This window comes from Alteromonas sp. G5_S2_22_S1, assembly GCF_054968525.1.
On sequence record NZ_JBQKUJ010000004.1, the window covers coordinates 186968 to 198914 of the forward strand.

10 protein-coding genes are annotated in these 11947 nt (G+C 45.7%); 4 read left to right on the plus strand and 6 right to left on the minus strand.

The annotated features are described in order from the left end of the window. Positions 1–12: 12 nt before the first annotated feature. Positions 13–711, minus strand: coding sequence for a 2OG-Fe(II) oxygenase (locus ACTRWF_RS06835; RefSeq protein WP_015065954.1), 699 nt, complete (start codon positions 709–711; stop codon positions 13–15). A 22-nt stretch (positions 712–733) separates the two neighbouring features. Beyond that, positions 734–1153 (minus strand): thioesterase family protein, encoded by a 420-nt coding sequence (locus tag ACTRWF_RS06840; RefSeq protein WP_462835284.1) that lies wholly within the window; start codon positions 1151–1153, stop codon positions 734–736. Positions 1154–1337: 184 nt separating this feature from the next. Here ACTRWF_RS06840 and ACTRWF_RS06845 point away from each other — a divergent pair, with 184 nt between their 5' ends. Beyond that, positions 1338–2840 carry an Hsp70 family protein gene (locus tag ACTRWF_RS06845; protein ID WP_020745186.1) on the plus strand — a complete coding sequence of 501 codons (1503 nt, stop codon included), beginning with the start codon at positions 1338–1340 and terminating at the stop codon, positions 2838–2840. Between the two features lie 64 nt (positions 2841–2904). Here ACTRWF_RS06845 and ACTRWF_RS06850 read toward each other — a convergent pair whose 3' ends face one another. Then, complete coding sequence (locus ACTRWF_RS06850; protein ID WP_015065957.1) at positions 2905–3072, minus strand: hypothetical protein; 168 nt, start codon at positions 3070–3072, stop codon at positions 2905–2907. A gap of 203 nt (positions 3073–3275) precedes the next feature. Next, positions 3276–6107 (minus strand): excinuclease ABC subunit UvrA, encoded by a 2832-nt coding sequence (gene uvrA, locus ACTRWF_RS06855; protein ID WP_020742666.1) that lies wholly within the window; start codon positions 6105–6107, stop codon positions 3276–3278. Between the two features lie 496 nt (positions 6108–6603). Here uvrA and ACTRWF_RS06860 point away from each other — a divergent pair, with 496 nt between their 5' ends. Continuing rightward, positions 6604–7941, plus strand: coding sequence for an MFS transporter (locus ACTRWF_RS06860; RefSeq protein WP_012516743.1), 1338 nt, complete (start codon positions 6604–6606; stop codon positions 7939–7941). 68 nt (positions 7942–8009) lie between these two features. Then, positions 8010–8594 carry an HAD family hydrolase gene (locus ACTRWF_RS06865; protein WP_012516744.1) on the plus strand — a complete coding sequence of 195 codons (585 nt, stop codon included), beginning with the start codon at positions 8010–8012 and terminating at the stop codon, positions 8592–8594. Positions 8595–8668: 74 nt separating this feature from the next. On the opposite strand, the gene ACTRWF_RS06870 is transcribed toward ACTRWF_RS06865, so the two are convergent. Then, positions 8669–9262 (minus strand): hypothetical protein, encoded by a 594-nt coding sequence (locus tag ACTRWF_RS06870; protein ID WP_012516745.1) that lies wholly within the window; start codon positions 9260–9262, stop codon positions 8669–8671. Positions 9263–9494: 232 nt separating this feature from the next. On the opposite strand from ACTRWF_RS06870, the gene ACTRWF_RS06875 reads away from it, so the two are divergent. Continuing rightward, positions 9495–10358, plus strand: coding sequence for an alpha/beta hydrolase family protein (locus tag ACTRWF_RS06875; RefSeq protein WP_012516746.1), 864 nt, complete (start codon positions 9495–9497; stop codon positions 10356–10358). Between the two features lie 431 nt (positions 10359–10789). On the opposite strand, the gene ACTRWF_RS06880 is transcribed toward ACTRWF_RS06875, so the two are convergent. Next, positions 10790–11791 (minus strand): LacI family DNA-binding transcriptional regulator, encoded by a 1002-nt coding sequence (locus ACTRWF_RS06880; protein WP_012516748.1) that lies wholly within the window; start codon positions 11789–11791, stop codon positions 10790–10792. Positions 11792–11947 lie beyond the last annotated feature (156 nt).

Here is an 11947-nt window from a genome sequence, read left to right on the forward strand (position 1 = left end):
TAGCGATAAAGGCTAGCCCTGCGTATAAATCTGCTCAGCGCGGTTAAACAGAAGCCACGACGTTAGAATGTACTTGTCGTTACTTTTTGGAATTTGGCCGCGGTGTGTGTGAGTAAAATAGGCGGGCGCAATCACCATTCTGCCAGCTTTAGGTTTAACCGCACGGTTTTGATAATAAAATTCCGTCTCACCGCCTTCTTCCACATCGTTTAAGTAGTACATAAACAGCAACACGCGGTGTAGCGCATCGTTATGTTGAAGCTGCGGGTACACTTCTGAATGCCAATACGGATAACCGCCATTGCCGGCGGTGTAGCGCTGCGCATTCACATCGCCAACCCGAAACAGGTAATTCACCAAATTGGCCAAATTGGGTTTACCCACTTCATCAAAGTTTTCACCTGTTACTTTTACCGGTTCACCAGTTTTGGGATGGCGTACGGTTAAGCCAATAGGCCCTACAAGCGCAAAATAGTACTTTTCAATGTAGGAGACCAACTGCTGCCCGGTATGCTGCATCACTTGCTGGAATAAATCTTTAAACTCGGGGTTGCGGCTTATCGACACATCCATGCTGCGCTTTTTATCTAAATCGACGCCACCACCGGTACGCCCTTGGCTCAAATTAGGGCTACTTTCAAAGCGCTCCATCAACTGTGTACACAGCTGCGGCGGCAATACGTCATCAATAACTTCAATTAAATCGCTCATAGATACCTCGTATTGCGCCTGATTACTGACCTGATAATTCCTTAAAATGTGACTGTAGCTCTGCCTTCACATCATCTGGGATAGGCGCAGAGCGCTGTGTTTTGTAGTCAAAATGTACCATGGTTGTTACGCCTGTTGAGCAAAGCTTGTCGTCTTGCCATAACTCTTGAAACACGTCGAACGCACTGTTGCCTAGCCGGCTAATGTAGGTTTTAACCGTCACCGGTTTGCCGTAAAAAATTTGAACTAAAAAATCGACCTTGTAACTGGCTAATATTAACGGCCAGTTTTGTAAGTCTAGCTCAGGCGTAAACATTCTGAAAATAGGCTCACGGGCTGCTTCGAACCACGCGACTAATGCAGTGTTACTAACATGCTGTAGGGCGTCGGTTTCACAAAAACGTACATCAAACGACGTAACTAATGGTGCTGTATTGCTCATAAATATTCGTAGGCATTGTTATTAGTTTGGTTTCCACTCTAGCATTATGGGCTGTGCTTTTCAGCTATCACCTGTAACCGATTGTGTTTGGCAATAAATCGTTGTGTTTTGATTACCTTACAGGGGTGTGCCGCTTCTTTCTTTTGCATTACAATCCGCTTCTAACTTTTTGAGCGAACATACTATGACTGCGATTGGGATTGACTACGGTACATCAAATTCTGAGGTTGTGTATTTTGATGGAGCGGCCCATCAGCACATCAAACTTGACCCGTTAGATAAGAAGGGAAATAAAATCCGTTCTTCGGTGTTCATTTATTTTGAGGATGAACTGCCGCCGCCACCTGATGCCATGGTAGAAGCGAAAGTCGCACAATTGCAGCGCGTGATAAGCGACCAAATAGACAAAGCGAAAGACGGGTACTATTCGGCAAAAGACCCTAAAGAGCAGGGTATGTACAGTAACCGTATCGACTCGCTGCGTGGTGATTTGCATAACAAGCCAGCCCTACAGCGCAAGGCTATTCAGCAATTAATGCACGCAATGTCGTTAGATGAAATTCCACTATTGCGATTAGTAGAGCACGGCAAGTTCGCTTTTGGTGAAGAAGGATTTAGGCGCTTTCTCAAAATGCCGGACAAAGGCCGACTAATTTATTCACCTAAGAACTTTCTAGGCGCCTCGCTAGACGGCGACCAAAGACAAGCGTTCATCGGTATTATTGCCAAGCAGCTTGCGTACTTTAAACAGTGCGCAGAGCAGCAGCTAGGCAAGGTCGTTAATAATGCGGTTATTGGGCGCCCGGTTAAGTTTCACGGTACGCGTGGAGAAGAGGGGAACGCCCAGGCCATTCAAATCATGACCGAAGCGGCGACGAAAGCCGGGTTTACAGGGGTTAATTTCCTAGATGAACCTATAGCAGCGGCGTATAAAATCGAGCAAACCCTACCAAAAGATACCACCACGCTGATTGTAGATATTGGTGGGGGTACCACGGATATTTGCTGTATTAAGCTTTCTCCCGAGCGTTCCAACCAGCTTGATCGCAAAGACGATGTTCTGTCGGTAACAGGCAGACGTTTAGGCGGCATGGATTGCGATAAAAGCTTGGTACTTAAAGGTATTGCGCCTGAAATGGGTATGGGCCTTAAAATGATGAACGGGCTTCCTGTTCCACCTACCTATTTCTCTGATATGTGCGCCGTTGATAACATTCCGGCACTCACCCGCTTTTTCTCTGACGATTACGGGCTAGATATCTCTCAAACCATGTCTGTAATAAAAGAGCCTGCTCAGCTAGAACGCTTGCTTATCGTGCAAGAAAACAAGCTGTCTGCCCGCGTGGTCAACTCGGCTCGATTAGCCAAGGAACTACTCTCAACCAAGCAGAACATAACATTGCCACTGCACTATATTGAAGATGACTTCGACGTAGAGATTTCACAAGACTCACTTAAAAAAGCACTAAAGCCTTGGCTTGATAAAGTGAAAGCGCTAGTCGTGGAGTGCTTGGAAAACAGCAGCGAAAAACCAGAAGTGGTGATGATTACCGGCGGTATGAGTTTATCGCCAATCGTAGTGGATGCACTGTATGAAAAACTGCTTACAGGCTTACCTCGGTTAGAGAATGACGCATTTAACTCGGTATGCGAAGGGTTAGCGATTCAAGCTGCTAAGCACGCTTAATATCGTTTGCTAATAAACACTAAGCCTTAGCGTAGTATCGCCTACTACGCTAAGGCTTTTTTGATCAGTGCTTAAGAATATTATGCTCTTTAAGATAAATCGCAATCGCTTCAGGCGACTCGAAGGCATTTAACAGCATTTCTTGTGCGCGCGCTTTTACGTCATTGTCTTCAGACGACGAAAGTAGGTGATACCAAGTTTTCACTAAGGCTAGTGGCGGCGTTTGAGTCATTGGGTTTCGCTCCAGCAATTCTTACTGCAAAATTCACATAAATCATCGTAACGTATGATTTGCCAAAACAAGCTCTGACCAGCATGAAAAAACGTGTAAATAAACGTCAACGCGCACTTTTTACAAGCAGCTGTGTAAATTACACAACTGCTAGCCAAAAGAAACAGTGCGCTTAACGCCTAGGAATTTACATCCAAACCGGCTCAAGCTTGTGTGAGCATGGGCTTAAGGAATCGTCCAGTATGTGAAACTTCTTGTTCTGCCACATGCTCAGGTGTTCCTTCTGCAATAATCTGGCCACCTCCGGATCCACCCTCCGGTCCAAGGTCGACAATCCAGTCTGCGGTTTTAATCACATCTAGGTTATGCTCAATAACCACAACGGTATTACCGTGATCGCGAAGTCTGTGAAGTACGGCCAATAACTGTTTAATATCGTGGAAGTGCAAACCCGTGGTTGGCTCATCCAAGATGTAAAGTGTCTGCCCAGTGTCTCTTTTTGACAACTCTTTCGCCAATTTCACTCGCTGCGCTTCACCACCAGATAACGTGGTAGCCGCTTGACCAAGTCGAATATAAGACAAACCCACATCCATAAGCGTTTGCAATTTGCGCGAAATAGATGGAATTGCATCGAAGAACTCGCGCGCATCTTCCACGGTCATTTCCAGCACTTCATGAATATTCTTGTCTTTGTACTTTATCTCTAGGGTTTCGCGGTTATAGCGCTTTCCTTGGCACACATCGCAAGGCACGTACACGTCTGGTAAAAAGTGCATTTCCACTTTAATCACACCATCACCCTGACACGCTTCACAGCGCCCGCCCTTCACGTTGAAGCTAAAGCGGCCCGGCTTGTAACCGCGGGAGCGAGACTCCTGCGTGCCAGCAAACATTTCACGAATAGGCGTGAAAATACCCGCATAGGTGGCTGGATTTGAACGTGGCGTTCTACCAATGGGGCTCTGGTCGATGTCTACGACTTTGTCGAGCAACTCTAGGCCCGTCATCGATTTATGCGGCGCAGGCTCCGACGTGGTGGCTTTGTTCAATTCACGCTGGGCAATCTTGTAAAAGGTGTCGTTTATTAGCGTCGATTTACCCGAGCCTGAAACGCCTGTTACACACGTCATTACGCCCGTGGGAATGCGTAAGTCTACCGATTGCAAGTTATTACCTGTTGCGCCTGTAAGTTCCAACCATTTGTCGTCTTTTACAGGTGTACGCGAAGCCGGAATATCAATTTTCTCTCTACCCGACAGATACTTTCCGGTAAGTGAGTCTTCACTGTTTTTGATGTCTTCCAGTGACCCTTCGGCAATAATTTCACCACCGTGTACACCGGCACCTGGGCCAATATCTACAATATAGTCGGCTTCACGGATAGCGTCTTCGTCGTGCTCAACAACGAGTACGGTGTTACCGAGGTCGCGTAAGTGAGTAAGCGTATTGAGCAGGCGCTCATTGTCTCGCTGGTGCAGACCAATTGAAGGCTCATCCAGCACATACATAACGCCCACTAGACCAGCGCCAATCTGGCTTGCCAATCGAATACGCTGGGCTTCACCACCTGATAGGGTATCGGCGCTTCGCGACATAGACAGATAGTTAAGGCCTACGTTTACCAAAAAGCGCAAACGGTCCATGATTTCTTTTAAAATCTTTTCGGCTATTTGCGCGCGCTGACCTTCTAACTGTAACGTTTCGAAAAAGCCATACGCATCGGCAATAGACATATTTGCAATAGCAGGCAAGTTAGTGTCTTGAATAAACACATTTCGGGCTTCCACGCGAAGCCGTGTGCCGTTGCAGCTACTGCAATGCTGCTGACTTAAGTATTTGGCTAACTCTTCGCGTACCGAGTTTGACTCAGTTTCGCGATAGCGGCGCTCCATATTGGGAATGATGCCCTCAAATGGATGTTTGCGCTCCATTACATCGCCCCGCTCGTTTATGTATTTAAACGATAACGACTTACCTTTCGAACCATAAAGCACGATATCTTGGTGCTTTTTATCTAGCTCTTCAAACGGAGCGGTAAGGCTAAAATCGTAGTGATCAGCGACCGCCTGAAGCATTTGGAAGTAATAATAACTGCGCTTATCCCAGCCGCGTATTGCCCCGCCAGAGAGGCTTAATTCGGTATTGCCAACCACGCGTGCCGGGTCGAAAAATTGTCTCGTACCTAAACCGTCACATGTTGGACACGCGCCCGCTGGGTTGTTAAACGAGAACAGTCGAGGCTCAAGCTCGCTAATGCTGTAGCCGCAGTGCGGACATGCAAAGTTAGCTGAAAAGACAATTTCTTCAGCGTCTTTGTCGTCCATATCTGCTACGACAGCGTTTCCTCCAGCAAGACTAAGTGCCGTTTCAAATGACTCAGATAACCGAAGCGCCATGTCGTCGCGCACCTTGAAACGATCTACCACCACTTCGATGGTGTGCTTCTTGTGCAGGTCTAGCGGCGGCGGATCCGATAGGTCACATACCTCTCCATCAATGCGCGCACGAATAAAGCCCTGTGCTGAGAGGTTTTGCAAAGCTTTTACGTGTTCACCTTTACGCTCTTTAACGATAGGCGCTAATAGCATTAGCTTACTGCCTTCTGGCATCGCCAACACTTTATCCACCATTTGACTGACGGTCTGGGCGTCTAGCGGTACATCGTGATCAGGGCAGCGAGGCGTACCTACACGGGCAAACATCAGTCGCAAGTAATCGTAAACTTCGGTGATGGTACCTACGGTAGAGCGAGGGTTGTGTGACGTTGATTTTTGCTCAATGGATATTGCAGGCGATAAACCCTCAATATGATCAACATCGGGTTTTTCCATCATGGAAAGGAACTGACGGGCATAGGCAGACAAAGACTCAACGTAACGTCGTTGGCCTTCTGCGTATAGCGTGTCAAATGCTAGAGACGATTTACCCGAGCCAGAAAGGCCGGTTATCACCACCAGTTTGTCTCGTGGCAGTGTTAAATCGATGTTTTTCAAGTTGTGGGTGCGAGCACCGCGAATTTCGATTTTATCCATTGAAGCCTAAATGAGAGAAAAAGAATCAGTATGCCATAGGTGTCAACTAAAGTGATATGACATTCAAGTTATACTGTGAGTAGAGGGAGCAGATCACCTTACCGGTGTTTACTCGCCTTGTAGTTGTTCAATGTGGTGGTTTATTCCTCACTTTTAAACCCCACACTATGCAAATGATTAACGCCAGCGTTGATTGCATTAATCGAATTTAAGGTAAGTGGGTGTAAGTGATACCAGTCCGCATAGATAATTACACACTCAGCGAGACTTAAAATGTTCGTAATCGCGGCGTGTTACCGCAGGTATAGTGGTTCTACATCAAGGTGACACAACAAAGAGTACGGACATTTTAAACTCGCCCTTCTGAGTGGGCAATTATCTATGCGGACTGGTATTATGCTACACTTCGCGACTTTATTCTTCTTGCAGCAGAAACCGGTGTTCTCTGCGCGCTTTTTTGTTTTTTTGATTTTACTTATTGAGGGACACAGACGCTTTGAACGCTTTGGAATTACGCGCCGCGCTTGCACTTGCCTCCGTTTACGTTTTACGCATGATGGGGTTGTTCATGGTTATGCCAGTTTTGGCGGTTGCTGCTATGGACTACCCTGACTATTCTCCGCTATTGGTGGGGCTTGCCGTGGGGGGATATGGTCTAACGCAGGCCGCGCTTCAAATTCCCATGGGCATGATGTCTGATAAATGGGGGCGCAAACCTGTCATTTTGTTAGGGCTTGCCGTATTTGCATTGGGAAGCTTTGTGGCCGCGAATGCCGACAGTATGGTCATGATGATTGTAGGGCGTATTCTTCAAGGTGCGGGAGCCATTGCAGGTGCAATAATGGCACTTGCTACCGACGTAAGCCGCGAAAGTCAGCGGGCTAAAGTATTAGCCATCATAGGAATCGCCATTGGCTTTTCGTTCTATTTGGCCGTTATTTTAGGGCCACTTATTGCCAACAGCTATGGCCTTACAGGCGTTTTCGGCATTACTGGCATCTTGGCCATTCTATGCATGCCGCTGGTTAAATGGGTTGTCCCAAACGGTGTACAGCTGAGCAGTGGCGATACACTTCCTCAAAAAGATCAGCTAAAACGTTTAGTATTTTCATCTCAGTTATGGCGTTTAAATATCAGCGTGATGATTTTACACATGATGATAACGCTGCTTTTCGTGCAGCTTCCGGTCACGCTGCTAAATTTCGATATGGCGTTAGACAGCCATTGGACCGTTTATTTACCTGTACTAGGCGCATCCATTGTTGGCCTTATTATAATGATGGGGATGGCAAGGGGGCGAACGCCTAAATCGCTGCTTGTCACAGGTGTAGTGTTAATGGGTGGCGCATTTTTAGCGCTTAGCTTGGAAGACCACAGCTGGTGGTGGGTGACGGCAGCGGTCGTGCTGTTCTTTACTGGCTTTAATTACTTAGAAGCGAATTTTCCTGCGTTGGTGTCGAGCATTGCGCCGGCTGGGCAAAAAGGAACGGCCATGGGGCTTTACGCCAGTTTCCAGTTTTTTGGTGCATTTTTGGGAGGCGTAATATCTGGTTTGGTTACTGATATTTGGTCTCAAGACATCGCCTACGGTATTGGCGCTGCCAGCACATTGCTTTGGCTCTTCATCATTTTTGGGGTGAAGGAAGCGAGCCGTGTTAAGCGTGTGATGATGAACGGTGAGTTTGATAATTCCAATATCTCCAGCATCGAAGCAGAACTAATGCGAGTACCAGGTGTACTAGAAGTGACATTAAACAGTCAAAATAACGCGGTATACCTTAAGGTTGACCGCGACTTTGACGCGGTCAAAGCGCGAGATGTGTTGTCAGCGTAAAAAGGGCAGTGCATTAAAAACCAAAACAGGTTAGCACCACAAGGTTTGTTAAAAAGGAAGGGAGCACCATGATTGACCTAAGTAGTTACAAAGCCATCATTTTTGACATGGACGGCACCTTGGTCGATTCAATGGGCGCACATATTGATGCGTGGCAGCTTACGTGTGACGCATTCGACTACCCCTTCGACCGAGACTATCAATATAGTTTAGGTGGCGTTCCTACCTTTGAAACCGTACACCTCATGAATGCCAAGTATGGCAAAAGCCATGATCCTGCAAAGGTTGCTCTATATAAAAAACAGGCCTTTGAAGGGCTAGACCATGTTCCCAGACTTATTCAAGATACCCTGGACGTGTTTAATCACTATAAGGGAAGCGTACCCATTGCTGTGGGGACAGGCTCAGATAGGCAGCACGCGCAAATGGTGTTAAATGAGCATGGCTTACTCGCCCAGTTATCGGCGTTGGTAACCGCAGATGATGTAAGCAAAGGCAAACCACATCCTGAAACCTTTTTACGTGCTGCGGAATTAATGGGCGTTGCACCACAGCATTGTGTGGTGTTTGAAGATACCGACATGGGCCGAAAAGCGGCCGTTGACGGTGGCATGGCGTGCTTTATGGTCGATAATACGCGGCTTATCTACTGAATCTTAGCCCGATTGAAAGTTCGAGCTTAGCGCTTACGCTCACTCAATCGCGTTCACTCTATAATTTCTTAAGCTTATACCGCCTCTAGTTCGCTTAGCGCATTTTTGCAATTGTGTAACAGTGACGACTTTATACGTTTGGTGGCATCATCAATGGCGGTTTTCATGGCATCGATAGCAATCTGATTGCTCTCTTTTTCACTGACACTGGCGTTTACATTCACGCTTTGCCCTTTGAAGGTGGTGGCCGGTGAATACTCATCTGCATAGTCAGGCTTGTACTTAACCTTAAGCACCACAGTGGCAACCATATTACTTCCTAAGCTTTTTATAAACGCGCGATTTAGTACTACTTTAACGCTATTGGCTGCTTCAATATCTGGGCTAACATTCATCGCTTCTAAGCTTTGCTGTAACAGTGAATAGAGCGTGTCTTCTAATCCATTACTGCTTCTAACGAGCAAGTCTTTACTCGACCGTATGTCGATTAATTCTGCCAAGTTAATTGGACAAGCTTTCGCTTTAGACATGGTTAGCTGATAGTCTTTTCTCTGCGACGCAGGAATTAATGATGAATCAAGCTCGGGTGGCGTAGACTCGCAGGCAATAAGCAAGGGTAGGGCACAGCAGGCAACAATAAGTCGAGCTGGTGATGTAGCGTAAGACATGGAAAATGTTCTACTTTTCATTAAATTATTTTTGTTTTATGCAGATAAATTATGCAAGTAATATTGTCTTTAGTATAAGAAAGTTTGTATCGCTAAGAAACAGAACAACTGTTGCAAACTGTTACAGCTTGTTTAGCATAGGTGAGGGACTGTTGATCAGCGACACAACCATTACACCTATATAACCTGAAAATAAATTTCGCTATAACCAATCAACACGGACAGTTCTTTAATGATGAGCTTAAAAAACGCGGTAATCAGTGTAGTTGCAAGTGTTTCACTTATTGGGTGTGCAATTAACGTGTCCCCTTCGGCCTTCTTTCATCAAGACTCCCAACAACAGCCCATTGATACCACTAAGCTACATGCTGCCATTCAAAACGATAAAACTGCTGCGGGTATTACCCGTATTGAAGTAAAAAACAAAGAGGGCCTTACCCTTCGAGGTGTTGCGGTTTCTTATCCCAACCCTATCGTTAATATTGTGTTTTTTGCCGACAATCGCATGCCGATAAGTGAAAATAATAGCGTTATACATAGGCTAGGGAAGCTACCCGCAAATATTTTGTGGTTAGACTATCAGGGGGTGGGCGCTAGCGATAAAGCAGAAGACTTAAGCATTAACGCTATTAAACAAGATGCGTTAACCCAGTTTGACTATGTAGAAAGTGCATTCGACGCGTCTATTCCTACAATTGTTCACGGTCGAGGCATTGGCAGTTATTTCGCAAGCTATGTGGCCGCTAATCGGCGTATTGACGCACTAGTATTAGATGGCGCGTTTAATAATATTTCAGACTTAATTGCCAACATGATACCAGGGTTTTCTAACTCGTTTACTAATATGAAGCTTCACGACGAAGTGCATAGCATGCAAATTGCGCCAATTCTGCGCCATTATGATGGCCCGCTTTGGTTGCTAGTAGGTGAAGACGATAAGATAACGCCTTATCCCATCAGCCAGCAGTTGCTAAAAGATGCATCAAGCAGCGAAAAGTATATTTCAGTTATTCCTAGCGCTACCCACAATGCAACGTTAAAAAGCGACTATTCCATTGAACAATACCGCCAGTTTTTAGCTAGATTTACACAATAAAGAATTCCTTACTCGTTGTGGATAACTCGTGGAAAACCTTGTTGGTAAGTCTGTTAATAGCCATATAGAACAACTGATCACGATCTTAAAGGCACTTTCTGGTCGGATCACGAAAAATCAGTTAAATCAAGCGCTGTAGAGCCATTGATGCTGATCTTAATATTATTTGATCGTAAAGCCATACAGGATCAGGCAATTTTCCCCATTGGGGATAAAAGTCTGGAGCAAAACGATCAAGCAGTGATTTTTGTCAATACTTTACTGTCATAAAATTTTCAGAATACGCTTGAGCAGTATTACAACGAATTGCGATTAATCAGCCACCAAACCACGTAGAATTAGCTAAAAAAATACCCGCCGTCGGCAGGTATTAATAATTGCTATATAGCCATCGATAGGATGTGGTTTAAAAAACTGTACCAGAACGTGTATTAAATTCGAATGATGGAGTCGCGTTTGACTACCGTTGGGGTATATTTAAATGTTAGGCCGTCTTCTGGCTTACTGCCCGATGCATATTTCAATGCGAGTTCAGCCGCTTTGGCTGCCATCATTTCCACAGGGTATCGAAGCGTGGTTAATTTAGGTCGGCAGTATTTAGCGAGCAATACGTCATCGTAACCCATTACCGACACTTGGTCGGGCACACAAATGCCATGATCTTGCAGCATTGTCATCGCCCCTGAAGCCATTGCATCGTTGTATGCTAACACGGCAGTAAATTGGGCGCCTGTGGCAAGCAAATTCTGCATCGCTAATTCACCGCCCTCCTGATCGGGGGTGGCATACTCAATCATACTCTCAGTCAAACTTAACTTTGCGTTGTCGACAGCGTTTCTAATACCTTCTAAACGGTGGTTAGGGTCGTCGATACGATATTGGCTACTAATTACTGCTAAATGCTTATGACCCTGACTGATGGCATATTCGGCCATAAGGCGGCCGCCTGTCACGTTATCTAGCCACACGCACCTATTTGCAATTTCAGGAATGTATCTATTTATCAGCACAAAGCCAGGGACTTGTTTAGCAAAGCCGATAAGCGTTTCATCATCTAGCGCTTTACTGTGAACAACCATGGCTTCTACGCGGTGTTCTAACAAGGTTTCAATAGCGCGAAGTTCGGTTTCTTTTTCTATGGAGCCCGCGCTCAACAATATTTGAACGTTGTTCTTTCGCGTTATCGACTCGACGCCGTGGGCGAGCATGGCAAAAAACGGATCGTGAAGTTCAGCGATGACCACACCTAGCGACGCACTGCGTTTTGTTACAAGCGCACGCGCATTAGCGTTGGGACGATATCCCATTTCTTCCATGATTTTTTTAACGCGCTTGCGTGTGTCATTGCCCACTTTCGGGCCATTATTAATAACCCTTGATACGGTAGCCAATGAGACACCAGCGGCTTGGGCTATATCTTTTATTGTTGCCATTTTCTTTTCAAACTTCGTTTTTATTGCATGGGGGCGACTAGGCCTAATAGACATAGCGTACAATATATTTACAAAAAAAGATAAACATCTCACTTAAGCAAATTTATAAATAATCGACGTTATTTGCGTTTGAAAGGGGCGAATTTATTTAATTTA

Excerpts from the sequence above, each read along its gene's own strand:
- ACTRWF_RS06865 (WP_012516744.1), top strand. The coding sequence starts at position 8,010 with ATGATTGACCTAAGTAGTTACAAAGCCATCATTTTTGACATGGACGGC.
- ACTRWF_RS06835 (WP_015065954.1), bottom strand. The coding sequence starts at position 711 with ATGAGCGATTTAATTGAAGTTATTGATGACGTATTGCCGCCGCAGCTG.
- uvrA (WP_020742666.1), bottom strand. The coding sequence starts at position 6,107 with ATGGATAAAATCGAAATTCGCGGTGCTCGCACCCACAACTTGAAAAAC.
- ACTRWF_RS06880 (WP_012516748.1), bottom strand. The coding sequence starts at position 11,791 with ATGGCAACAATAAAAGATATAGCCCAAGCCGCTGGTGTCTCATTGGCT.
- ACTRWF_RS06870 (WP_012516745.1), bottom strand. The coding sequence starts at position 9,262 with ATGTCTTACGCTACATCACCAGCTCGACTTATTGTTGCCTGCTGTGCC.
- ACTRWF_RS06850 (WP_015065957.1), bottom strand. The coding sequence starts at position 3,072 with ATGACTCAAACGCCGCCACTAGCCTTAGTGAAAACTTGGTATCACCTA.
- ACTRWF_RS06845 (WP_020745186.1), top strand. The coding sequence starts at position 1,338 with ATGACTGCGATTGGGATTGACTACGGTACATCAAATTCTGAGGTTGTG.
- ACTRWF_RS06875 (WP_012516746.1), top strand. The coding sequence starts at position 9,495 with ATGATGAGCTTAAAAAACGCGGTAATCAGTGTAGTTGCAAGTGTTTCA.
- ACTRWF_RS06840 (WP_462835284.1), bottom strand. The coding sequence starts at position 1,153 with ATGAGCAATACAGCACCATTAGTTACGTCGTTTGATGTACGTTTTTGT.